This window comes from Clostridium sp. C8-1-8, assembly GCF_009928445.1.
In the GTDB taxonomy this organism is placed as follows: domain Bacteria; phylum Bacillota; class Clostridia; order Clostridiales; family Clostridiaceae; genus Clostridium_AR.
In genome coordinates, this window is record NZ_JAABNO010000005.1 from 42,471 (window position 1) to 66,691 (window position 24,221).

Sequence of the window (24,221 nt, forward strand, 5' to 3'; positions counted from 1 at the left end):
GTAAAAACAAAACTTACTGAAGGAGATAAGAAGATGATAAGTGATTTTTATTGTGAACAAGTATTAAGTGGAAAAACAGAAGTAACAAAGGTATTTGAAACAGATAATGTGCTTGCCTATTATCATACTAGACCAGCTTATGAAAAACATATAGTAGTTATACCAAAGAAGCATATATCTTCTTTGATTACAATCACTGAAGAAGAAAATCATATTCTACTAGAACTACTTAGTGTAGTAAAGAAAATTGCTGCAGATATTGTGTCCGAGCATGGAGCATGTAGAGTAATCACCAATTTGGGAGAGTATCAGGATTCAAAACATCTTCACTGGCATTTAGTTTATGGCAGCCGTAAATAGAGGGTAAATGAGACTCATAACTTTTTAAATTAATCTAAGTATTATTATAAATAGTGTTATAATTAGTAAAAATTATATGGAATTAGTAGGAAAACTATTAAAAATATAATTTATACTTTCAGAATACTATTAATAATAAGTAAGCATAATAACATTAAAATAAGCATTATTAAAATACTGTATTGAGACTAAAGTAGTTATTGATATGATACTTTGATGGGATTACTAAAAAAATTAATATGCTTTTGTTATAACATGGATAAGACTTAAAAAATAAATTGTTTTTAAAATATAGTTGACAATATCTTTAATTGTTTATATTATATTTAATATAATACAAATAATGGCATTGATGAGGAAGAGTAATTACAATTTTGAAATAAAGAGAGGGAATGGTGGTGGAAGTTTCCCATGATAAATGTAATGAAGGTAGCCTCGGAGCTTTAGGCTGAAAGTTTTTATTCTTTAGAAATTTACTAAAGAAGGTCGCATTAGCGATTTTTACGATTAGGTTCTAACGGAATTCCCACTGTTAAAAGGGAAGTAGTATCGGCGATATGCCCGTACTATATTGAGTGTGTGCATTTGTACAAAATTAGGTGGTACCACGGAGATTCAACCTTCGTCCTTTATATAGGATGAAGGTTTTTTTACTGTTAAAGAAAGTATAAAAAGTTTTTATGTAACCCTAGTAATATCAAGGCCTCTAAGTAGCTATTTAGGGTAAACAGTAAAAAAATAAAATTATGTCGCCTGCCAGAATTTCTTCACATACGTTCAGAAAAGGCAGATGCGCAAAAAAAGCTCACTGAAGAAGGTCGCTTCAGCGACTTTTTTATTACTTACCCACATAGAAAGCTGTGAGTTGGTATAAGCAGAACACTAAATGCTGATGTTAGCAAAACTTTATTTTTCTTCTAATTGCGCAGTTAGAGAGAAAGCAAAATAGGAGGTATTAGTAATGTTAAGTAAAAAATATGACCCAAATGAATTTGAGCTAAAATGGCAAGAATATTGGTATAAAAATGATATATATAAATATGACTATGAAAGTGATAAGGAGACTTTTTCAATAGATACCCCTCCACCAACTATAAGTGGAAGTCTTCACATAGGACACATATTTTCTTATACCCAAGCTGAGATTATAGCTAGGTTTCATAGGATGCAGGGTAAAAATGTCTTTTATCCCTTTGGCTTTGATGATAATGGCCTTCCAACAGAAAGACTTGTAGAAAAAGAAGAGAATACTAGAGCTGCAACTATGCCAAGAAGTGAATTTATTGAAAGATGTCTTTTAACAACTAAAAAATACGAAGAAGATTTTAAGAAGCTTTGGATGGCAATGGGCTTTAGTGTAGACTGGAGTCTTCAATATGAAACTATTAATCCTAGGGTAAGGAAGCTTTCGCAAAAGGCATTTTTAGATATGGCAAAGTGTGGTAAGGCTTATATCAAGGAATCACCAGTTCTGTGGTGCACAACCTGCCAGACTTCTATAGCTCAAGCAGAGCTTGAAAGCATAGAAAAGGAAACAGCCTTTAACTATATATCTTTTAAAGTAGAGGGAGAGGAGTTAATTGTTGCAACTACAAGGCCAGAGCTTTTGTATGGATGTGTATGTTTATTTATAAATCCTGAGGATAATAGGTATAAGAAATATTTAGGGAAAAAGGCATTAGTTCCTTTGTACAACTATGAAATACCTATCCTTGAAGACGAAAAGGTTAGTTTGGATAAAGGAACAGGTATAGTAATGTGTGCTACCTTCGGTGATATAACAGATACAGAATGGTATGAAAAGCACAAGCTGCCTTATAGAAAGGTTATAGAAAGTAATGGCAGAATATCAGATAATGTACCATTCATTAGTGGTTTGACTGTTATAAGTGCAAGAGAGAAGACAATAGAACTGCTCAAGGAAAACAAGCTTTTAAGGAAAAGTGAAGGTTTAATTCATACAGTTTCAACCCATGAAAGATGTGGTAAGCCAATTGAAATAATACCTTCAAAGCAGTGGTATATAGATATTTTAAGTGAAAGGGAAAGATACCTACAAGCGGCGGATGAGATTAACTGGTATCCAGCCTCTATGAAAAATAGATATATATTATGGGTAGAGAATTTAAAATGGGACTGGTGTATTTCTAGACAAAGATATTTTGGAATCCCATTTCCTTTATGGTACTGTAGTAAATGTGGTAAAGCTATTTTTGCAAAAGAAGAGGAGCTACCATTAAACCCAATGGAAGCAAAACCTTCAACAACATGTAGCTGTGGCAGCACAGAATTTACACCTGAAACAGCAGTACTTGACACCTGGGCAACATCATCCCTTTCTCCACTTATTAATTCAAAATGGGGAAGTAAAGATGACTTCAGCGATAAACTTATACCAATGGGAATGAGAACACAAGCACACGAAATAATAAGAACTTGGGCATTTTATACCATTGTAAGGAGTTTATTTCATACTGGAAGAGTTCCATGGAAGGACATAATGATATGTGGATTTGTATTGGCAAAGAAAGGTGAGAAAATAAGTAAATCAAAAAATAATGCAGCATCCTCTCCAAGGGAGTTAATAGAAAGGCATTCAGCTGATTCACTTAGATACTGGGCTGCAGGAGCAAAGCTAGGAACTGATACTATGTTTTCTGAAGATGAGCTTAAAATCTCAAAAAGGTTCTTAACTAAACTTTGGAACGCTGCAAGTTTTTGTATTATGCAGCTACAGGACTTTGATGGTAATAAGCCTAAGGAACTTCTCCCTATTGATCAATGGATCATTGAGAAAATAAAAGTTTTAGAAGCTTCAGCAGTAGATAATTTAAATCATTATGAGATAGGACTTGCAAAGCACGAGATAGATGATTTCTTTTGGAGTGATTTTTGTGATAATTATCTTGAAGTAGTTAAAGACAGACTTTACAAACCAGAGATACATGGAAAAGAAGAGAGATTGTCAGGGCAATATACAATTTATACAGTACTCTTGGAGATTCTGAAACTTTATTCCATATATGTTCCACATATTACAGAAGAAATTTTTCAATCATATTATAAAGAATTTGAAAATCAAATCTCAATTCATAAAATGCTGTGGGATATGAAAAGTGATAATAACGATGAAACTATATTAAACTTTGGAGAAATCATTAAACAGATAATTGGTGAGGTAAGAAGATATAAGTCAGAAAGAAACATGTCACTTAAGGAGAAAATAAATACTTTAAAAATATATATTCCAATAAAACAACTACAGTATTTAGAGAAAACCTTGAAGGATATTAAGGCCTGCACCTGGGCTGAGGAAATCCAGTTTACTATAAGTGACGACTTTCATATTGAGATAATATAAAATACTAAGCTAAAGGAGAAATACTTATTTAAGAGTTTCTAAATTATTAAATACTTCTTTATCAACAATGTATTAACTATGGTAGTTAGCAATATTCCAATAAGTATAAAACTAAATGCCATGGTTGGAAATATAAAAGATGGATTTACAAACTCAATAAAGGTGTTTCCTAAAATTATTTTTATCTGCTTAAATATATAACTGTAGGAAAAGTAAAGTGCTACTACTGAGGCAACAGCTCCTATGAAGCCAAGTACTATTGCTTCAAAAATAAATGGTAATCTAATAAACCAATCTGTTGCTCCAACATATTGCATTATGGTAATATCGTTAATTCTATTATATATTGAAAGCTTCATTGAGTGCCTAACTAGAAAGTAAACTGCAAAGAGCAGTAAAACAAAAAGTAGTATACCTGCTATCTTTATGAAGTTAATAACTGATACTATTCTAATAGGAATTATTTGTGAATAGGTTATTTTATCTATACCAGATACTCCTTTCAGCTTAGAAATCATTTTTGCCATATCATCCGGTCTACTTACTCTGATGAAATATACAGCTGTGGATGTTGAAACATTTCTAAGAGTAATATTAGTTGAAAGTTTTGATTCATCTATTATATTATAGATATTTTGCTGATCAGAAAAGCTTAAATTCTCTTTTAAGATTGCCTGCACTTCATTTTGAGTATAGACACTAGCAACTCCAACTTTAAGATTTAATGCCGATAGCGCAAAAAGCTCCAATAAAATTAAAGACAACATTACTGTGATAATAGAAGAAATGCTTGTAGTAGTATTTCTTCTAATACTCTTTAAGCTATCTTTTAAAAGTAAATAAAAAGTGCCAGCTTTCATAGTTAAAGATCTCCCTTTTTTAAATTCATCTATTCCTTGATTCACCATAATTTACTATTGTTAATCTATATTATAAATCAAATCTTCAACATTTGCCAATATAATGAAATTGATAAGTGTTAAGTAAAGTATATTGTGACGTTTATTAGTATATAAAGTAGAAAGATTAAAAAGAAAATTTATATAGCCTTCCAGTATTGATTTTATAGAAGCATCAGATTATAAGAGGTCTTAAATTAAAAAGAATCTAAAACTACTAGCTAAATATAAATTTCCTATTATATAATTATTAGGAAATAATCATGAAAATATATAGTTACTAAAGGGTAATTTAAAGGTGGTGTATTATGAGAATAAATCCTAGAATTATTTTTTTCGATTGGGGGAATACCCTTGTTGTCAATGTGAAAGAAAAAATGCATAATCAGAATTGCGGATTCCAGGCAGTACTTGATAGGGCTATAAAAAATGATAATAATATAACCTCCTCCATTTTAGTACAGGAGTACTCTGAATATAGGAGAGATCTGCATATGGATACTAGACAAGCTATACTAAATTCATCTATTGAAATACCATTTTCAGTTACCTTACGGTATTTACTTGAGAAGAATGGAGTACTGCTTAGTATTTCTTATATTGAAGCAGCAGAGTTATTTTGGAAACATTGCAATTTATATAAGGCTACTGAAGGAGTACAAGAGTTTTTGAGCTTTTTAAGTGAGCAAAATATAAGAACTGCTGTAATTACCAATAATCTGTTTCAAGACACAATAATTAAGAGTAGATTAGATGAAGTACTTCCATATAACAAGTTTGAGTTTATTATATCAAGTGCCGACTATGGAGTGGCTAAGCCAAAACCTCATCTATTTAATATTGCTTTGCAGAAAGCTGGAATTTCTTCAGCAGAAGCATGGCATATTGGAGATGATGTTATATGCGATTTACAAGGATCAAGTTCAGTAGGTTTATATCCGGTTTGGTACAAGCACTATTATAGTGAAAGTGATATGCCAAGTGAAGATATGATATATTTTAAGGCCGAAAACTGGCAGGATATAAAAGATATTTTATAGTATTAATTAGTGTTTTTATAAATGTGCAATTTAAAATTGAAATGAAAATTTAAATGTTATGTATCTAAGTAATTATTTCAAGTTCAGTTTCGTAATAAGATCAGATAAGAAATAATCACATTAACCATGATTAGTATGTTTTGTATTTGGAGGTAATATATGATTAGAGAAAAATGGTATAGAATTAAAAGATAAGGTATAAAAATTAATATTAAGTACAAAACATAGTTAAGTTTGTAATGTCAGTAATTAAATGAAATAACTCAAAAGTCAATATATAATAAGTTTTCAAGCATACATAGCTTTAATAAATAAAGGCAATGTATGCTTTTACTTTGGTTCCGTTCAAGAATAGTTTAGAAAATGGATATAGTTCATATCATTAATTATCCATATTTGGTATAATTAACTCAAGAGTAATCGTAGGATAATAAAAACTACAGATTATTTATTTTTTGAGAGGTGGTGGTTATATGAGTGAAAGCGATATAAGCGATATTATACCTATTATAAATCTAAAAACAATAAGGAGATGCTTTTATGAGTTACAACCCCGAAATCCCAAAAAACAGATATGATAATTATGGAGACCGTGAGTGGACTCGTCTTGAAAAGGATGGACAAGGAGAACTTCTTTACCATGTGCATTTTGATATATTAAACCGTTATATCAATCATAATGACAAGGTTTTGGAAATAGGAGCTGGTTCTGGACGATACACAAAAGATATTGTGAAGATGTGCAAGGAACTAACTGTAGGAGATATATCTGCACATCAAATAGAATTCAATAAATCAAAAATGAAAGAGCTTTCATTGCTTGATAAAATCAAGAAGTTTTGTGTATTAGACGTGCTTGATATGGGAATTTTTGAAGATTCCTCTTTTGATTGTATCGTTTGTATTGGTGGAGTAATTAACTATCTCTTAGATAAGGAAAAAGACGGAATAAATGAAATGCTAAGAGTTCTAAAGCCAGGCGGAACATTGATTGTAGGTGCTATGAGTTTTATCGGCGCATCACTATATTATTTAGATGGTATTAGGTATGAAAAAGACCAATTTGGTCTTGAAGCTACAAAGTGGGTATTTAATACAGGTATTCAGGATGAAGAGCATTATCCTGTACCAAGCAAGCACTATGTCCATATGATGAGAAGTTCAGAAATGGATGAACTATTTGCTGACTTTCCTGTTACTATAAAAGAGAGAAGTTCCGCTGGTTTATTTACGCAAGCTGGCGATTCTGCAGTAGAAAATGCTAGGCAAGATAAAGAGTTTTGGAAACTTATTGTAGAAAAAGAACTTGCTTTCACTAAAATGCAAGGAACACTAGATTGCGGAATGAATATAATTTATGTGTTAGAAAAAAATAATTGATAGCTGTAGGTTATAAGCATAATCTTCAGTAAGCTTAATATACAATATTGTTATATGACCAATAAAAGGCAATCCATAAAGATTGCCTTTTATTTTTTACATTATTCTTAAACATAGCCCTAACTTTAAATAGAAAAGTGATTTCTTGCATATAAACCTAATAATGATATATTATTTACGGCTAGTAAGGATTATTTTCTTTAGTTTTTCTGTGTCAGACTTTGAAATGGCATATCCAGTTTCTGTATTGTCTTTATAAATATACATTCCTTGAATACTAGCTGCTTTAATCCACAAGTACACAGTATTTATACTTTTATCATTGGAATGCATTTCTAATATATAGTCTGGTGATGATACATTTAGGACTCCAGACATTTTTTTAGATTCTCTTAATATATTAGCAACTTCACCTAAGCCATTATTATCAGCGATAGATAAAATTGGGTATTGTGTAGATTTGTCAAAGTCTTTAGCAGCATATACATCGATTCTTTCATAGAGGATTGAGCTTCTTGAATGATAATAGAAGAAAATACAAATTACACTTAGTATCAATACAGTAATAACATAAATATACTTTTGCTTCATTTTAAACCTCCAGCCATTTCTATGTATTTATTATAATAACTTATACTTTAGTATCTATAATTGACAGTCATAAGATGGTTTATTATATTTTTAAACACTGTAATATTTTTTATTTTAGGCTATGTTAAAGTATAATGTTGATTCTCATATTAAAGATTGTATGTAATGAAAATAATGCGACATAACTTATAAAATTAAAAATACGAATAATGTTCTTTGAAAATTGAATAATGCAGTGAGAAAAGTAATATTAGATTCTTTAAATAACTATAGAATATGTGGAATTAGTTGTATTTAAATGATATAATTACAAGAAATTAAGTCAGAAAGGTAAATAATTGCTAATAGTAAATAAGGGTATATAGGAGGTATTATGAATAAAATTACAAATGCATGGAGTCAAAAACAAACAAGTGGGAAAGTGCTATCTGTACTGGGTATTATTTGCTCCATAAGTATAATAATATTAGTATGTATGCAGATTCTAGGTATCTGGAAAACTGCAATAAATGTATTTGAGCCATTGCTGGGTTTGCTAATTTTGATTCAAGCCATCCAGAATTGGAAAGAAAATAAAGTAATTGCTATATTTAAATTATGCTTTGTAATATTTATTTTTTTAGTTGCAATTTTTATATTAGTAATTAGGTAAAGGCAGTATACAGAGTTGTAATAATGAATAATTTTCTCATTTAACGTCACATAAATAAAAACCGAATAATTAATTAAACACTGCATTATTCATAATTGAGTTTTGGAGTGTTTTTTGCGTCGCAATACAAGAAAAATACGTCCTTAGTAAAATTGATTTTTCTTTTGTTTATCAACACAATTCTTTATCAGAGCCTTATTTTAAAGCCTTACTACCAAGAAAATAACCTATAAAGGAAAACAATATACCTAATGGTGATGTTATAAGTATTAAGCTTGGCATAGATATGCTTAGTGGAAAAAATATATATTTGAAGCCATATAAAGTGCCTCCGTACCAAATATAAAATGGGAAAAGGAAGGATTTAATTAATTTACTATAAGGAAAAACATAGATGCCTATAGCTGAAATAATATTTATACACCAATAAACTAATAAAAAATTTCGGTAAATTTTTTCCTGAGATTTACCCAAGAACAAGCTAAATATTAACCATTCAAATAAAAATATTATTGAAATAGTAAGATTAAAACTATCATAACTATAACCTTTATAAAATTCCGGCCACTGAAAGAATAATGCGATAACTGTAATGACCATAGTAAAGGTTGTTATGATGCAAATTTGTTTTTTACTCAACAGAATCCACTCCCAATAATTATATTAGTAATTTTCTATTCGTCTTTCATTAAATATACGTTTATTTTTCAAAAAAGTTTGTATAGTCAATCAAGTAAATCCAATGAATAAGTGATCTTATCATTCTACTAGCATGCCTATTTCTTAATATTAAAGAGAATCTATAAATTCAGCTTATCTAATATTGTTATAGATATATCTTTTATAAAATATGACTTTGATGTCTAAAGTAATTTAAAAAAGCATATTAATAATTTCCCAAATCTCACCTTACTAAAGCATATATAATAACTGAAAGATAAAATAAGTTATCTGTGAAATAAAAAGTAAGGGGAATGAGATATATGAGAGAAAGAAAATATGTGAAGTTTAGAGTTGATATGTATGAGGATACTAAATTTAAGATAATTGATATGAAGCCAGAGAGGGATGTTATTCACTATATATGGAATAGACTTGTAATGCTGGCAGGTAAGATTAATTTAGAAGGTGAGTTATTCCTTTCAAGGAATATCCCCTATACAGTGGAGACTTTAGCAATAGAGTTTAATAGAGAGAGTAGTCAAGTTAAACTGGCATTAGAATTGTTTATAGAGCTAGAAATGATGGAGTTCGTTGAAGGAAATGTATATAGGGTGAAAAATTTTGCCAAGCATCAAAATATTAAGGTCAAAGAAAAAGAAATAGATAAGAGTGAAAATCATGATATGAAAAATACTGATATTCAAATTAACAAGGATTCTATTGATAAGGTAGAAAATACTAAATATGATTTGAAAACTGACCAAGACACTGATAAAGCAATAAGAAATTGTGGACAATCTGTCGTAGATGATATAAAAACCACTAATACTAAGGTAATTTTAACTGATGGCAGTGAAGCTGATAAAAACAATAAGGATAATTTACTAGAATACACCCCTAAGACCTTTGAAATAAATAAGAGGAAAGTTGGTAGAAAAAAGAAGAAGGATCTTACTTTGAATATTGAAACCACTGAGGAAATAATTTCAGAGGATGGAATTAGAGATGATATGACAAATGTAATTGAAGGAATAGCTCCTTTAGAAAATAGCGATAAGGTTATTTCAGAATGGTCCTTTGGGTGATGTGCAACCAGACAAATGAGTTGGAAAAGTATCTTGGTTTCAGGGCGAAAAAGAAAACAATTGGTATAAACATACAAAGTTTAATCGTTATATATAAAATATATGGTAAAATATTGAACTGTAGTGTATAATTAGGATGCGATTGCGTATAATTCGACTAAAATTTGTAGAATAATTAACAATAAAGTTTATAGAAATTGGTTAATAATGATGATTAGACTCAAAAATGATATTAAGGAACTATAAAGATGTCATGAGGTGATATGCTATGTACTGCAATAATTGCGGTAATGAAATTACGGAAGGTAATAGTATTTGCTATAACTGTGGAGAGCAAGTTTGGGATATACCAGTTATAAGCAGTGATTCGAATAGGTATGATATTTATTCAGATGGTATTACAAGTGAAGAATTAGGGCTATTCGTTGGAAATAAAAGATATAAGTATTGTAATGAAAAATGGTCTAAGTTTAGGAAGCCTGGCAATAGCTCCAGTATAGGCTGGAACTGGTCCGCCTTATTTTGTGCTACCTTGTGGTTAATGTATAGAAAGATGTATTTATACGGGATTGGTATTTGGATTTTATTAGGAGTTATAACACAATTGATTCCAGATCAATACACACTACCATTGAACATAGCAGTATCCTTATTATTAGCGCTGTTTAGTGATAAATTGTATTATGAGCATTCAAAAAGGAAGATTATTGCAATTAAAAACAACAGCAAGTATTCGGACAAACAGCAAGTGATAAGCAAAAAAGGCGGCACAAGTTTAGGAGTCCTTATTATTTGTATCATAATATATTTGGGATCAATTAGTGCTATTGTTATTGCTGCGTTTTCCAATCAAGCTTATCTCAATAGATATGGAAGTAATATGTTTTTTAAAGAATCAAGTAGTGCAACTGACATAAAGAGCACTTCTGATAAGTTTCTCACAGCATTTTTAGGAAATGACTTTAAAGGTACAATGGAATATAGTTTTCTTGAGAATTCAGACGAGCAAAAAAATAAAGAGTATTTCGATAGTTTAAGTAGAACCATAGCAACAGCTACTAATTTAGATCAAAAATCTAATGGACAAGCCTATAATTTGTATTACAAGGTAGAAAATATTCAGATTATAGATAAGGAAAAGGCTTTGGTTAAATACTCATTGAGATCTGATGTACAAAAAGAAGCAAGAATGTACAATATGGATTTAGTTAAGAAAGATGGAGTTTGGAAAGTAAACTTCCTTACATTTGGAACCAGCTTTATGGGTATAAGCTGATATAGAAGTATTCTGTAAACAGCAATGCTAGCTAACATTTAACAGCATGTAGAGCTGTAATTTTATAGATTTTTTATTAAAAACGAATATAGAAGTATCTTGTGAAATAAGTTAGTAATTCTTAATTTTAATATTACTTGCTTATTTCCTTTTTTTATTGTCGTAGAGTAAATCATACATAGATAGAGAGAATATATTATGATACAATTTAAGAAGAAAAATATTGATGTAATTACATTATTAGTAAGGCTATTATGTTTATGGTTACCTAGTATAATGTCAATGCGCTAAAAATAGTTAAGTAAGTTCTGAACTAGAGTATGTGCTTTTATATTAAGAAGAAGTTGAAGGAAAGGGGAAATCAAATAGGAATTACTAAGTTGCCTATTAAGAGGCGTATTGTTTAAAGGCATAGTTAATTACTATTTTAATATCCTTAGCCTCAGTAACTTTTTTTCATAATTGTATTAATAAAAGTATTAACTTATATGAAAGGTTGATTGAAGATGATACATGTAAATGCAAGAGCGATTATTGAAAGGTGTTTTGACAATAAAACGGAAGTTGTTATACAAACAAGAAATAAACCAGGCCAAGAAAAACTAGAGTTGCCAGGTGGGCGAGTAAATGAATTTGAATCACTAGTAGATGCATTAAAGCGAGAAGTATTTGAAGAGACTGGCCTTGATGTTATAGAGATAGAAGGACAGGAAAATAAAGTAGATACAAGTGATATGGGTTATGACTTTTCTATGGAATGTTTAAGGCCTTTTGCAGTGTATCAAACTATGAAAGGCCCAGTAGATTCAATGGGAGCATATTTTAGATGTAAAGTAACTGGAGAAATACAAGAAGAAGGCGACTGCACTTTAAATGTTAGATGGATTGACATTAAAGAGTTGGATGCTTTGGTTAAGAATAATAAGGAACTATTCTCAGATATAGATATTGCTGGACTAATATTTTATCTGAAGGAAAAAATAAATCAGTCTTAATAGATTGTATGTATAATTAATATATTTATCAAACATTCAATGATAAAAGAATATATTTTAGAGGTGTATAAATGGAGAAAAGACAGAGAGTTCAAGCTATTGTTATTCAAGATAACAAAGTATTTTTTGGAGCTGGAATGGTAAATGAAAAGGAGTACAGGCACTTTTTTATAGGTGGCGGAGTCGAAAAAGGTGAAACTCCAGAAGAAGCTATTGTCCGTGAATTAAGAGAAGAGACAGGCTGTGAAGGAGCTATAATTTTTAAGTTTACAAATGAATATAAGGAAAATCACCATACTTTTTTAGTTGACATAGGAAATCAAACCCCATTGATAGGCTATGATCCAGAACCTGAAGAGTTAGCCAAGGAGCCGCATATGAGAGCTCTTCAAAAATTAGAGTTTATACCTATAAGCGAACATAATAGATTTAGTTCAATAGATATAGAATATTTTAAAATTCTATTAAAGGAACTTAATAATAGAAATTACTTTCCAGAATGGTTTGAAGAACTGAAAAAGTTAGTTGAACATTAATATTATTTTAAGATATATTGAAATACTTAGAGAAACAGTTTATTAATATATAACTTCTAAAATTCTATTCACAATATTAGATAATAGCTTGAGACAAGCATTTAATGGTGTATGATATTAGTTTTAAGTAGTATATATGAATGTATTCAAAAAATGTGGGTGGGACTTTTCTTTGTAGATCAAGCAAAGAAAAGCTTATTTAAAGACAGGCTGTTTAGAAGAGAACATATTTAATGATTTTAGAATAAAAAGTTAAATATTTAAAGCATGTTAGTATCAACAACATTTATTTAATACATACCTATAGGTAGTTAAATATGTATGAGGAGGAGAATAGAAGTGCTAAAAGTTAATTTTTATGATTTAGGGACTATTGAAGATAGTCTACTGAAGTTTGCAGTAATCTCAACTAAACATAATGGCAAATGGGTATTTGTGAGACATAAAGAAAGATCAACTTGGGAGATACCAGGTGGACATAGAGAAGATTTTGAGGACATTAATGATACAGCTTCAAGAGAATTAGTTGAAGAAACTGGAGCTGAAAGCTATAAATTATATCCTATCTGCATTTATTCTGTAGATAAAGATGGAAAAGAGAGTTTTGGACAGCTTTTCTATGGAGAAGTAGAAAAGTTAGGGCATTTACCCGATTTAGAGATTGGAGAAGTAAAACTATTTAATGATATGCCGATTAATCTAACTTACCCTATGATTCAGCCTTTTTTATTTGATAAAAGTATTGAATTTCTCCATAGCAATTTATAAAAATGAAATTCTTCAATCGAAAATCTATTTTTTAAACTCATTTTGTTTCTAAGACGAGAATTTAAGAATATATAATTTAACTTTGATATAAGAATTTTTCATAGAAATAATACCTCATATTGAAATCTATAAAGCAAAGCTACATAAGCTTATTAAATTATTTTAGACTTAGAAAAGTAATTTATATGTGTAATATTTGGATTTATTTAATTATGTGGAATATAGTTGAATAAAATCATTATTCAACTATTATTTAAGTAGTAATTTTATGAGAAAATTACTCTTATAAATTTCTGTACAATTCTTCAAAATTTATTTCTATAAAAGGCTTATCACTAATAATTTCATTTCTTAGCCAGCTCAAGTACTCTACATGTGAAGTGCTTGGATTATTTGAGAACAGTGCATTGAAAAACTTATATGAGCATATTCTGCGGTACTTTAAGAATAAATCAAATTTATCAAGCCAAAAGCTTTCTAGAACCTGCTTAGTTTTATATCCTCTTAAGAAAGCTGAAGCAAATTGTTTGCCAAAGGTGTTTCTTAATTCAGTTTCTTTATAGGATATGGTTGAGATCACTTGAAATAAGGTTATTACTATATCAATTGGATACCAACTACAAACACAATCATCAAAATCAAATACTTTTATTCTGTTGTCATGAAGAAAAAAATTCAAGTGATGCAAGTCATTGTGAATTATACCATAGCAATCAATAGTTCTTGGAAGCTTTTCCAATTGAGAAGTTATATTATTCCATACCTGAAGTGCCTCACTATCATTGATTAAATTAAATTCTGGTGAAAATGCGAAGTCTTCATTCCATTGAAATTCTGGTCTGTAATCCTTATTAAGTGCATAATCTTTAGAGATTTTATGTATATCTCCCATGATTTCTCCTAACTTATAAAATAGCTTATCATTCCATTTATGTGGGTTATTTATGTTTACAAGTTTCCCTTTTGCTTTTTCAAAAGCACATATTATATAAGAGTTTTTGTTTATATTAACTACTTCGTATAAATTGCCATTTGTATTGAGAATAGGGGCTACAACTTCAAGAATCTTACTGGAAAGATATTTTACCCAATTTAATTCGAAACTAATATGTTTTTCTTTATGTTCACTGTATTCAGATATTCTAACTATAAGTGAAGCGTCTTCAGTTGAAAGTTCAAATACCATATTTGCTGAGTTACCTAATAATTCTCTATTAACTGTTTTTGCATTGTACAAGTTTTCTGCTTTTTCTAATATTTCATTAATGGGCTGATCTAAAGATACCAAGATATAGTTCACCTCTCTTAGATAAATTAATAATCAGAATAAAATACAAGTGTATTTTTACAATATTATACTAAAATGAATGCAGCTTAACAAATAGTTATTGGAGACTAGTGAAAATATTTAACAGTAATTAATAGTTTTATATGGGAACTTTCTATAATAGTCCTATATAACAAGTAAAAAATGAAAAGTTAATTAAATGCTATTTTAAGGATCGCAGCCTAAGTTTGTCTAATTACAAGTATTTTTTTGGAATAAATGCTATAATTATGGTGTAAATAGGTTGTATCTAAGTACATACCTTTAAAATTGCGATAATATTACTATGGGGAGAAGTTTTATTACATGAGAATCGAACGAAATACTAAAATTGATGTGAATGAATTAAATAACTTATTGAAATCCATAGGTTGGGGGCTAAACTCATCACAAAAACTAGAAGAGGCACTAAAACTGTCGTGGGGCTGGATTACTGCAAGAGATGATGAAAATAGGCTTATCGGATTTGTACAGATACTTTCTGATGGGATTAAGCACGCTTATATACTTAGATTCCTAGTTCATAACAAATATCAGGGCAAAGGAATTGGTACAAAGATTATGGAGAATTTGATGGATTTTCTTGAAGAAAATAATCTAAGTCCCATATTGTTAACTAAACCATCTGAAGAAGCTTTTTATTCTAAATTCGGCCTATCAAGAAGCAATAAGGGTTTTATTTCATTATTTAAGTGGTAATAATAGTTTTGTATTAATTTAAAGGAGACACGGAGTGTTTCCTTTATTTTTATATATTTATAAAATAATTCAATTCTCTTTAAGCTTGCAATTTCCTTAAAGTACTGTAGATTTAAACACATGTCTTCAACACAATATTTTGACAAGAGTATGTCTTAAAATGTTGCAAAGCTATAACAAGATTTAGGTGCTGAGTACTTTAATGCAGAAAAATATTATATTAAAAGTAAGACTGTATTAGTACAATCAACTGCATATCATACTTATACACAATTTAGGTATTATATAGTAAAAGATTGAATTTATGTTTAAGTTATTAGAAATATTTTGATTATGTTTTTGCATACTGTATAATTAAATATAATAACAATTGTTAAATATTACAGTAGATGTAAGAAGGAGTATTAGTTTCCGAAAAAATTTGAAGAAATCAAGGATTGTGGTAATGGGAGGATTAAGTGCATAAGATTTTAAGTAATTTATTTGGCATTTTTGCTATAATAGCTACTATGGGATTTGGAATGCCGCTCATAGGGTTGACGAAAGGTAGGAAGGGAGTTGAATCTCTTTTTAATTATAATAGAGCTATGTATTACAAAGTTTCATTAATTGGAATAATTATAGCAATACTATCTGTAGCTATCTGCATAGTGTTAAAAAAGAAAATTAACAGTATGGAATGTGAAATAAAAGCTCAACAGCCACATAATGCACCAGTAGAAAAATATAAGTTGGATAAAAGCAAGTACTTAGTTGTATTTAGTATAGCTGGTAAAAAGTATAAACATCATTTTGAATCAACAGAAGTTAAAAAAATACATGATTTTAAAAATGGTTCTTTCGTAAGGTATAGGACTTATAAAGGAGAAGTTATTCCCGAAACATTTTATTTAGCAATTCCTAAGCATTTTAAAGGTATTAATAATGAGTGGGCTTATGTAAATGAAAATCAATAGACAAAACTATGTCAAATCACTATTATTTTTGACTGTGTTAAAATTAATCGGTCATCGGATATTTAAATAAAAATTTAAGGAGAAAATATATGGAACAAATATGGGAAAAGCTTTATAAAGAAGCAATGAATGTAATAAATCCTCATGAGGTATCAAGCAAAATGTGGGTAGGAAGCGTTGCTTCAGCAGTATTAACTAAAAAAGGAAATATTTATACTGGTATATGTATTGATACCAATGGATCTTTAGGTATGTGCGCAGAGAGAAATGCCTTATCCACAATGCTCACACATGGTGAAAATGAGGTTGATAAAGTAGTTTCGGTTTATAAGGACGGGAAGATTATACCCTCTTGTGGTGCTTGTAGAGAATTTATGATGCATCTTGGAGTAGATGCTGAAAATATTGAGATGCTTCTTGATAATGAAGGAAGGACAATAAGGTTAATAGAGTTGCTTCCAGAGTATCCAAGATATAAGTAGTTTTATTTTATTAGTTAAGTATTATATGCTTAAAGTTTTAAAGATACAAAACCTGCTAACAAGCAAATCTACCATGGTAAAATAAGCAAAAATTGAGAAAAAGGTTATATCAAAAAGAAACCTTAAAAAACATAAAGTTAGTGTATTTGTATATTGTGTGATATTTTGAAAATTATGTTATAATAAATATTGTAAAAACTACAATCAAACGAAACTCTAAAGAACAATAGTAACTCATAATATGTAGCAACAATAATTAAAAAAATGATTTTAGAGATAGTAAGGTGATTATTTATGAAAAAGGAAAAGATAAAAATAGAGGAACAAGCAAGACTTTTATTAAATGAGTTTAATGAAGTATACGAACCTAAAAACAAAATTATTGATGACATTATATTGAATGGACAAAGTGAATTGAGCAAAGGTAAAATTCCACAAGTTGTTTTGAAACATGTAGTTGTTGGAGTTTATCGGGTAGTTTTTATTGAAAAGGTTACTGTTGGTGATAGAGCTTATAAAGTATTGAAGGAGATGGATAAACTTTCAAGATCAAATGGTTGGCTGCCTATTGGAGCTATAAGTCCTTTCTAAAAAATAATAGTACAGGGAACAACTTATTTAATATGTTGAGTATTACCTGATTAAAATATTCTAATAGGTGGATAATCCCACCTATAATTTTTTTAGGCTATATTTAACCATCATATTAAAATATAGCCTTTTATTAAAAGAAAGAGATAGATGGTGATAAAAGATGAAAGAGAAGGCAATTGAGTATTTAATGCAAAATCCTATATTACATATGGGGATGATTGAGCCAATACGTAGTGGCTCTGCGGATATATTGTATGCTGACTTTGATGGAGTACTGATAAAAGAGCTAAAAAGTAAGGCTTATATGATATCTGTTACAAGCTACGAGAAGGGCCACGAATTATTGAATTTAATACCAAAATGCAGTCTTATAGCTGTACATCAAAAATATATGGTGGAGTATATATTAAATAAATTCCAGTTGACTGAACAGCTTGAGTGCTTTCAAGCTGTTTATACAGGTACTGCTAAGCATGAAATTAAAGAAGAAATTGAAGTAAAGCCACTAGAAGAAAATCAAATAGAAGTTATCCTAGAACATTATGACAAACTGTCTGTGGATGAAATTAAAGAGCTTTTAAGGAATAAAAGTCTATTTGGAGGATATAAAGACGGAAAGCTAATAGGGTTTATCGGTACACATCTTGAAGGAAGCATGGGACTACTGGAGATATTTCCTCAATACAGACGTTTAGGATATGGTGAAATTATTGAAAGTTATATGATAAACATGCTTATAGATAAAGACTTGGTTCCATTTGCTCAAATTGAAGTTAATAATGAAAAATCTATTGGGTTGCAAAAGAAACTAGGACTTACTATTTCAGAAGATAGGTTATATTGGATTTTTTAGTAATGATGTAGCATAGTATGATTAGATCGTTAAGATAGATGATGGTAGTATTAAAGAAATACTTGCTGCAAGTTAATATAAGGGGTAATTTAAATTATGCATAACTTAAAAAAGCTTGTTAAAGCTCATGAAATCTCAACGTTCATTGTGTTGACGTTAGGTTTATCATATCTTTTTTGGGGATGTTTATATGCCTCATCTAAAGGGTTAATAACAAAGTCTATATATTTATCTATGTATACACCTCTATATATAATAGGCGGGTTTATGCCTAGTGTTGTTGCTATAGCTCTTATAAGTTTTCTTCATTGGAAAAGTGGTATAAGAGAAATATTTGATAGGTTAAGAATACATAGTGTTAAAAAAGTCTATTATGTATTTATATTTTCTTTTACAATAGCATCAATTATTATACCTAAACTTATTTGTGATGTTATTGGTTACAAGTATGAGTTTAATATTAATTATAGATTTTCAAATGGTGGTAGTTCAATTTTTTATATTATATTATATTTTTTTGCAATAATGTTTTTTGGTGGTGGAGTTAATGAAGAGTTTGGCTGGAGAGGATTTTTGTTACCAAGACTTCAAAGAAGATTAAATCCTTTTATTACAAGTGTAATCTTAGGCATAGTATGGTCAGTTTGGCATATACCTTTGTTTGCTATTACGCCAGATAATTATCTTATTGGCAATTTAGGTTTTGTATTAAGTTTCACTTTTTATATTATAGAAACAATTTGGCTAACTACCATATTTACATGGTTATATAATCGTACTAAGGGAAGTCTTTTGGCAGTGATTTTATTTCATACAATGGATGATACTGTTCTGTTGATAGCAAATATTAATAATGGCCAATTCAATATGTATTTAATTATTTTAAATACATTAAGAGTAGCAGTCTTTGCTTTTATCTTAGTTGATATGTTTAAGAATCCTTCTAATAAAGTAATTACCATAGAATAAAACAGTCCATAGAACTAAAAGCTACTAGTTTTATGGACTGTTTATAATTTCTAGAAATTATAAAGCTTATTATTGGCTAAACCTAGAGATATCAAAGTCTTATGACAGCTTGTTAGAAGATAGATTTAAAATAAAACCTACTAGCTTATAGATTTTCCTTATATCCATTAGAAAAAGCTGATGCACAAAAAAGTCACTGAAGAAAGGATACTTCAGTGAACTTTTTATTATCGAATAGGTAATAAATTCTTTGCTGTACTGGCTTTATAAAATTTCTAAAAAGCACCAGAGTCTCCGCCGCCAAAAGAGCCACCATCTCCTCCAGAGGTAAAACCGCCACCATCTCCGAAGCCACCGCCGTCTCCAAAGCCACCAGAGTTATTGGAGCTATTATCTGTGGTATTTTCTCTTATTTGGACTTCAAAGTTATCGAAGAAATCGTAATAAATGAAGTTAAGGTAATGCATGTTATAGAATAAAGGATCTGAGGTCAGATAGTCTTCACTTATCATGTTAGGAGCAAAATCTATTACTTTATCTACTAAGCCTAAAGCAAGGGCATAGGGTAAATATCTTTTCCATAACTCAAAGTCTAAACTATCTTTTGAAGCAGAACTCATGCTATTAACTAAAAACTTTTTAAAAGCCAGCCACTTTAATTTTTCATTGTGATAGGTATTGGTTAATACCTCACGGTTTCTAATCTTTGTGTAAAAAGGCTTTGATGAGGCTTCTTCTTCTATTAAGCTTACCCAGTTATCAAATAGATTTTTAAATTCTCTTGCTGTTTCACGATCATTGGTTTGTTCTTCAATATGTTTTAGTGAGATAGAATCTGAGTCTCCATAGGAAGAAAGCCATTCGATTAGATGTCTTTCTTGCAAAGAACAACCGTCTAAAGCTTTGGTATTTATAGTGAAGACAAAATCTATCTCTTCAGTGTCTTTGGAAATATGCTTTTTCTTCGTATAAGTGTTCTTAGTATATTTCAATACATTTCTTACGGATAAATCCATCAAGGTTGCTATTATATCTTTAATTTCAATAGATTTATTTATAAGATAAGTAACTAAGGCTGGACTAAGGTCACTAGGTATTGAGTCATAATAATCAGAATTGAAAGGTGGCTCAGTATTTCTATATTGTTCTAATTCTTTTTCAAACTCGTTTCTTTCTTTTGCCTTGTAGGCTACTATTACAACTATAAATAAAACTACGCCTATAATAGCAAATATAGCGCTACTATCTTCCTTTTTTAGTGCATTAGTATCTGGGGGATTGACTGAATTATTAATATTATTGTTGTTAGTATTACTACCGCTACTACTATTATTTTCAGTGTAAGCATTATTTTTTTGCTCATTATAAATTCTATCGTAGGCATCTTCATTTACTATCTTCTTAGCTGATTGAAGGTAGTCTGCTGGAAACAGTATACGGCAACCAAAATATTCGCCAGCATTTAGCTTTGATACCTTGAATAAAAAAGTGTTGTCATCTATTTTGCTGGAATTGCCAGAAGCAGGTCCCATTCCCCAGTACTTTGCATCTTTCACATTACCTGATGGAAAATTTACTTTTAAAGAAAGATTATTCATATCCAAATTAGAAGAGTTTTCATAGAATGTTCCATACAACTCTCCAGCATCCTTATATTTAGTAGCAACACCAGGAAGGCTGTATTTAATGTTAAATTTCACAACTTTATTACTATTTTTAGAATGTATAGTTAGTTTCTTATTAGTGCCTTCAGTAACTATGGAGTAGCTACCATTTTCTTTGCTATCATTGTTTTTAAAGGTCACTTTATTGGACCCGTCTAAAATACTAACTTCAATATTGTCCACTCCAGAGGCTTCCTTAAAATTAATTTTTCTAGTTATACCGTTAAAATCTCCTTTAAAGTTATATTCATAGGTCTCTGAAACCGCAAGATCACCGGAAGTGTTTACAGTTGCGTCAATGTTTAGACTATCAATAGAAAAACTTCTTGTATCAGCAAAGGCATTTTGGACTGGTAGCAAAAATATAAAAAGTAAAAAGACTGTTAGATATTTAAAGTATTTTTTCATAATCTTCTCCTTATGGTAAATATACTTATATATTACAGTAAAAAATTCCCTAAAGCGAACTTTTTTAGAGAATTTTTTTGCGCATCTGCCTTTCTGAATGTATATGAGGAAAATCTGGCAGGCGAATATGATTTTTTTTACTGGTTACCCTAAATAGCTGCTCTAAACCCTTAATATTGTTAGGTTTAGATAGCAAGAAAAGTTATACCTTTCTATACAGTAAAAATATTACATAGACAACATATATAGGTGATTCTCTTCTTAGCTTTAGTTCTAATATAAGGAAATCTTAAATAGTATATTAAGGTATATCTATTCGGGAGGGAGAGAAAGTTGAGAGAAAGTAAAAGAAGGAAACTACATATTATAGCCTTACTTGTAGCTTTTGCATTGGCTATCTGTAACGCTGGCATAGTTAATAAAATAAAAATTGCTAAAGCTGTAGAACAAGTTCAAGAAAAGAATCTAATCATTCTAATAGATAAATCAGCAAGCATGCAGCAAACTGACCCCTTTAGATTGTCTTTAGTAGCAGGCTCTATGCTTATGGATACATTAAATGAAAAAGTAAACGTAAATGTAATAGGCTTTGGAGAAAATCTAGCCTATGCAAAAAAGCTTAATGAAAAACCTACAAGAGAAAGTTTGAAAGGTTTCTTACAGTCCATAAAGTTTCAAGATAGAGGCACAGATCTTAAGGAAGGACTAAAGGAAGCTATAACTCAGTTAGACGGAGTATCTGGAGATAAATCCATTGTTGTGCTATCTGACGGAAAAGAAGACCCAGTAGCTGGACTTACAGCAGAACATATAAGTGAGCTTAATGACTTAGTGAAAAAAGCTTATTCCTCAAAAATTAAGATTAATACCATTGGTCTTTCTAAGGATGTGGACCAGAACAGATTGAACTCCATAGCCTTTAACACGAATGGAGATTTCTTATACTGTGAAAATCCAGCTGAGCTATTCAATGCCTTTAGTAAAATGCTTGGAGATATGGATGGCTTTTATACCATAGCTAACTATAATACAGAGAATAAGAAAAGTCAGGAAATCAAATTAAGTTCCATGATAGATGAAGTTGTCATAAAGGTAGCTTCTTGTGAAAATAAATCACCTTTAGTTAGTGTTACTTCAAATGGTGAAGAGATTCCATCTGACAAGAGTGATGAGACTTATAAGATATATAAAATAAAAAAGGATAGTGATAAAACTTTAAAGATAGATAGTAAAGATACTTCAAAAAACTCAGTGATCGTTCAGATAAAGAGTAAAGCAGCTATAAACATAAATGCTACTCAAACCACTTTAAATATACCTAAAGGGATTCCTTTAAACTTTGATATAACCGTAGATAGTGATAAAAAACTAGATGGTATTTACCTACAGAAGAAGGAACAAGACAGTATAGAGAATATTAACAATAAAGTAGGTGAGGTTTTTAAATATCAATTTAATAAGGACAAGCCAGGACAATATCCAATTACTCTAATAGCTACAGATGGCAATGGGGGTATCGTAGGGGTTAAGGAGCTAGTAATATACGTAAATGATTATCCTCCCTTTTACTATGAACCAGCATTAGCAAAAGATATAAAGCTAGGGGATAAGCTGAAGATTCAGCTAAAGCCTAAAGATAATACCAAAGTAGCCACCTTAGGTGGAACTGTGGTTATTGATGATGGTACAGAGAAAAAAGAATATCCCTTAAAGCTTGAAAATGGAATTCTTTCAAATGAAATTGAACTTAATAAAAAGGGCACAGTAAAGCTTACTACTTGCATTAATGGAGTGGTCAACAATGAAAGCTTCAGCTATTATCTCCCTTATGAAAATGTGAATGTGATAGATAAACCACTTATAGAAATCAGTAAAGTTACTGCGGCAAAGAGAAACTATAAACTAGGACAACCCATAAGTCTAGATATAAAACTAAATAAAGTTATATTATATGATAAAGAAAAAGTAGAAGTTTTAGATGAAGACAAACATAAAATAGGTGATTTTGAGGTAACACCTAATGGCTCCAAAGAAATCTCAGTTTCTATAACTCCTCTAAAAAACACAAGAAATATGAAGATTTATTTCAAAACAGATAAAGAGGTTGGAGTTACAGATAATTTCAATACAGGGTTAATAGTGCTGTCTGGAGCTTTATATTATCTTAACTTATTTAAGCTTCCATTAATAATTATAATTACCTTAGTTTTGATTTGCCTAGCATTATATATTATAGGAAGAAACTCCTATAATAAAAATATTCAGGAATATAGCGTTGCTAAAGAAATAGATTGTAGTGTTGGAGCTAAGTCAATTTCAATTAATCTTTCGATTAATTTACAGCAGAATACAATGTATTTGAATTATAATAACAGGCTTAGGAGTTTCAGTTTAGATGATGTAGATGAAGGTTCCATAGGTTATTTCATTCTTGAATTAGAGGACAAACCTGAATTCTTACTAGGCTTAGAGTATCTAGTTAAAAAGGAGGCTATCTTCAAATTTAATTACTGTGGCACAGAACCTCAAGAAATTCTATATAACGAGGAGGAGATTGGTAGTGAAATAGCTTATACCTCAGGTGTAGAAATTTCATTAAGTATTAAAAAAGAAAAGCTTAGAGTTAGTTTTATGTAAAATTTATTATATTGTGGAGGTTAAGT

At 29.9% G+C, this 24,221-nt stretch carries 21 protein-coding genes and 1 other annotated feature; of the genes, 17 read left to right on the top strand and 4 right to left on the bottom strand.

The window, feature by feature from the left end; genetic code table 11:
• Positions 1 to 33: 33 nt before the first annotated feature.
• Both GXK57_RS07175 and GXK57_RS07180 read left to right on the top strand, forming a co-directional pair.
• The gene (locus GXK57_RS07175) at positions 34 to 360 is read left to right on the top strand and encodes an HIT domain-containing protein (RefSeq protein WP_160673635.1); all 327 of its coding nucleotides are present in this window, start codon (positions 34 to 36) and stop codon (positions 358 to 360) included.
• A gap of 340 nt (positions 361 to 700) precedes the next feature.
• Positions 701 to 993 (top strand) — a binding site (T-box leader).
• Between the two features lie 328 nt (positions 994 to 1,321).
• Positions 1,322 to 3,721: a valine--tRNA ligase gene (locus GXK57_RS07180; RefSeq protein ID WP_160673638.1), complete on the top strand. Its 2,400-nt coding sequence runs from the start codon at positions 1,322 to 1,324 to the stop codon at positions 3,719 to 3,721.
• Between the two features lie 38 nt (positions 3,722 to 3,759).
• On the opposite strand, the gene GXK57_RS07185 is transcribed toward GXK57_RS07180, so the two are convergent.
• On the bottom strand, positions 3,760 to 4,581 hold the full coding sequence (locus GXK57_RS07185; protein ID WP_160673641.1) for an FtsX-like permease family protein: 822 nt from the start codon (positions 4,579 to 4,581) through the stop codon (positions 3,760 to 3,762).
• A 347-nt stretch (positions 4,582 to 4,928) separates the two neighbouring features.
• On the opposite strand from GXK57_RS07185, the gene GXK57_RS07190 reads away from it, so the two are divergent.
• The gene (locus GXK57_RS07190) at positions 4,929 to 5,660 is read left to right on the top strand and encodes an HAD-IA family hydrolase (RefSeq protein WP_160673644.1); all 732 of its coding nucleotides are present in this window, start codon (positions 4,929 to 4,931) and stop codon (positions 5,658 to 5,660) included.
• A 540-nt stretch (positions 5,661 to 6,200) separates the two neighbouring features.
• Complete coding sequence (locus tag GXK57_RS07195) at positions 6,201 to 7,040, top strand: class I SAM-dependent methyltransferase (RefSeq protein WP_160673647.1); 840 nt, start codon at positions 6,201 to 6,203, stop codon at positions 7,038 to 7,040.
• A 171-nt stretch (positions 7,041 to 7,211) separates the two neighbouring features.
• On the opposite strand, the gene GXK57_RS07200 is transcribed toward GXK57_RS07195, so the two are convergent.
• Positions 7,212 to 7,631 carry a hypothetical protein gene (locus tag GXK57_RS07200; protein WP_160673650.1) on the bottom strand — a complete coding sequence of 140 codons (420 nt, stop codon included), beginning with the start codon at positions 7,629 to 7,631 and terminating at the stop codon, positions 7,212 to 7,214.
• Between the two features lie 373 nt (positions 7,632 to 8,004).
• Here GXK57_RS07200 and GXK57_RS07205 point away from each other — a divergent pair, with 373 nt between their 5' ends.
• From GXK57_RS07205 to GXK57_RS07230, 6 genes are all read left to right on the top strand, one after another.
• On the top strand, positions 8,005 to 8,283 hold the full coding sequence (locus GXK57_RS07205; protein ID WP_160673653.1) for a hypothetical protein: 279 nt from the start codon (positions 8,005 to 8,007) through the stop codon (positions 8,281 to 8,283).
• A 983-nt stretch (positions 8,284 to 9,266) separates the two neighbouring features.
• Positions 9,267 to 10,031: a phage replisome organizer N-terminal domain-containing protein gene (locus GXK57_RS07210; RefSeq protein ID WP_160673656.1), complete on the top strand. Its 765-nt coding sequence runs from the start codon at positions 9,267 to 9,269 to the stop codon at positions 10,029 to 10,031.
• Positions 10,032 to 10,299: 268 nt separating this feature from the next.
• A complete protein-coding gene (locus GXK57_RS07215; RefSeq protein ID WP_160673659.1) occupies positions 10,300 to 11,307 on the top strand; it encodes a DUF2628 domain-containing protein in 1,008 nt (335 codons plus the stop codon).
• Positions 11,308 to 11,813: 506 nt separating this feature from the next.
• Positions 11,814 to 12,302 carry an NUDIX hydrolase gene (locus tag GXK57_RS07220; protein WP_160673662.1) on the top strand — a complete coding sequence of 163 codons (489 nt, stop codon included), beginning with the start codon at positions 11,814 to 11,816 and terminating at the stop codon, positions 12,300 to 12,302.
• 71 nt (positions 12,303 to 12,373) lie between these two features.
• The gene (locus GXK57_RS07225; RefSeq protein ID WP_160673665.1) at positions 12,374 to 12,838 is read left to right on the top strand and encodes an NUDIX domain-containing protein; all 465 of its coding nucleotides are present in this window, start codon (positions 12,374 to 12,376) and stop codon (positions 12,836 to 12,838) included.
• A gap of 339 nt (positions 12,839 to 13,177) precedes the next feature.
• A complete protein-coding gene (locus tag GXK57_RS07230; protein WP_160673668.1) occupies positions 13,178 to 13,606 on the top strand; it encodes an NUDIX domain-containing protein in 429 nt (142 codons plus the stop codon).
• Between the two features lie 283 nt (positions 13,607 to 13,889).
• On the opposite strand, the gene GXK57_RS07235 is transcribed toward GXK57_RS07230, so the two are convergent.
• Positions 13,890 to 14,894 carry a phosphotransferase gene (locus tag GXK57_RS07235; RefSeq protein WP_160673671.1) on the bottom strand — a complete coding sequence of 335 codons (1,005 nt, stop codon included), beginning with the start codon at positions 14,892 to 14,894 and terminating at the stop codon, positions 13,890 to 13,892.
• Between the two features lie 345 nt (positions 14,895 to 15,239).
• On the opposite strand from GXK57_RS07235, the gene GXK57_RS07240 reads away from it, so the two are divergent.
• From GXK57_RS07240 to GXK57_RS07265, 6 genes are all read left to right on the top strand, one after another.
• On the top strand, positions 15,240 to 15,632 hold the full coding sequence (locus tag GXK57_RS07240) for a GNAT family N-acetyltransferase (protein WP_160673674.1): 393 nt from the start codon (positions 15,240 to 15,242) through the stop codon (positions 15,630 to 15,632).
• Between the two features lie 458 nt (positions 15,633 to 16,090).
• Entirely contained in the window at positions 16,091 to 16,588 is a 498-nt protein-coding gene (locus GXK57_RS07245; RefSeq protein ID WP_160673677.1) for a hypothetical protein, read from the top strand.
• Positions 16,589 to 16,677: 89 nt separating this feature from the next.
• The gene (locus GXK57_RS07250; RefSeq protein ID WP_160673680.1) at positions 16,678 to 17,070 is read left to right on the top strand and encodes a cytidine deaminase; all 393 of its coding nucleotides are present in this window, start codon (positions 16,678 to 16,680) and stop codon (positions 17,068 to 17,070) included.
• A 294-nt stretch (positions 17,071 to 17,364) separates the two neighbouring features.
• The gene (locus tag GXK57_RS07255; protein WP_160673683.1) at positions 17,365 to 17,661 is read left to right on the top strand and encodes a hypothetical protein; all 297 of its coding nucleotides are present in this window, start codon (positions 17,365 to 17,367) and stop codon (positions 17,659 to 17,661) included.
• A gap of 163 nt (positions 17,662 to 17,824) precedes the next feature.
• Positions 17,825 to 18,517 carry a GNAT family N-acetyltransferase gene (locus GXK57_RS07260; RefSeq protein WP_160673686.1) on the top strand — a complete coding sequence of 231 codons (693 nt, stop codon included), beginning with the start codon at positions 17,825 to 17,827 and terminating at the stop codon, positions 18,515 to 18,517.
• A 96-nt stretch (positions 18,518 to 18,613) separates the two neighbouring features.
• The gene (locus GXK57_RS07265) at positions 18,614 to 19,486 is read left to right on the top strand and encodes a CPBP family intramembrane glutamic endopeptidase (RefSeq protein ID WP_160673689.1); all 873 of its coding nucleotides are present in this window, start codon (positions 18,614 to 18,616) and stop codon (positions 19,484 to 19,486) included.
• 275 nt (positions 19,487 to 19,761) lie between these two features.
• Here the strand turns inward: GXK57_RS07265 and GXK57_RS07270 are convergent, their stop codons facing one another.
• A complete protein-coding gene (locus GXK57_RS07270) occupies positions 19,762 to 21,558 on the bottom strand; it encodes a DUF2207 domain-containing protein (protein WP_160673692.1) in 1,797 nt (598 codons plus the stop codon).
• A 333-nt stretch (positions 21,559 to 21,891) separates the two neighbouring features.
• On the opposite strand from GXK57_RS07270, the gene GXK57_RS07275 reads away from it, so the two are divergent.
• The gene (locus GXK57_RS07275; protein ID WP_160673695.1) at positions 21,892 to 24,195 is read left to right on the top strand and encodes a vWA domain-containing protein; all 2,304 of its coding nucleotides are present in this window, start codon (positions 21,892 to 21,894) and stop codon (positions 24,193 to 24,195) included.
• Positions 24,196 to 24,221: the final 26 nt, after the last annotated feature.

Coding starts and splice junctions, on each gene's coding strand:
- GXK57_RS07175 (WP_160673635.1), top strand. CDS start 34: ATGATAAGTGATTTTTATTGTGAACAAGTATTAAGTGGAAAAACAGAA.
- GXK57_RS07180 (WP_160673638.1), top strand. CDS start 1,322: ATGTTAAGTAAAAAATATGACCCAAATGAATTTGAGCTAAAATGGCAA.
- GXK57_RS07185 (WP_160673641.1), bottom strand. CDS start 4,581: ATGAAAGCTGGCACTTTTTATTTACTTTTAAAAGATAGCTTAAAGAGT.
- GXK57_RS07190 (WP_160673644.1), top strand. CDS start 4,929: ATGAGAATAAATCCTAGAATTATTTTTTTCGATTGGGGGAATACCCTT.
- GXK57_RS07195 (WP_160673647.1), top strand. CDS start 6,201: ATGAGTTACAACCCCGAAATCCCAAAAAACAGATATGATAATTATGGA.
- GXK57_RS07200 (WP_160673650.1), bottom strand. CDS start 7,631: ATGAAGCAAAAGTATATTTATGTTATTACTGTATTGATACTAAGTGTA.
- GXK57_RS07205 (WP_160673653.1), top strand. CDS start 8,005: ATGAATAAAATTACAAATGCATGGAGTCAAAAACAAACAAGTGGGAAA.
- GXK57_RS07210 (WP_160673656.1), top strand. CDS start 9,267: ATGAGAGAAAGAAAATATGTGAAGTTTAGAGTTGATATGTATGAGGAT.
- GXK57_RS07215 (WP_160673659.1), top strand. CDS start 10,300: ATGTACTGCAATAATTGCGGTAATGAAATTACGGAAGGTAATAGTATT.
- GXK57_RS07220 (WP_160673662.1), top strand. CDS start 11,814: ATGATACATGTAAATGCAAGAGCGATTATTGAAAGGTGTTTTGACAAT.
- GXK57_RS07225 (WP_160673665.1), top strand. CDS start 12,374: ATGGAGAAAAGACAGAGAGTTCAAGCTATTGTTATTCAAGATAACAAA.
- GXK57_RS07240 (WP_160673674.1), top strand. CDS start 15,240: ATGAGAATCGAACGAAATACTAAAATTGATGTGAATGAATTAAATAAC.
- GXK57_RS07250 (WP_160673680.1), top strand. CDS start 16,678: ATGGAACAAATATGGGAAAAGCTTTATAAAGAAGCAATGAATGTAATA.
- GXK57_RS07255 (WP_160673683.1), top strand. CDS start 17,365: ATGAAAAAGGAAAAGATAAAAATAGAGGAACAAGCAAGACTTTTATTA.
- GXK57_RS07260 (WP_160673686.1), top strand. CDS start 17,825: ATGAAAGAGAAGGCAATTGAGTATTTAATGCAAAATCCTATATTACAT.
- GXK57_RS07265 (WP_160673689.1), top strand. CDS start 18,614: ATGCATAACTTAAAAAAGCTTGTTAAAGCTCATGAAATCTCAACGTTC.
- GXK57_RS07270 (WP_160673692.1), bottom strand. CDS start 21,558: ATGAAAAAATACTTTAAATATCTAACAGTCTTTTTACTTTTTATATTT.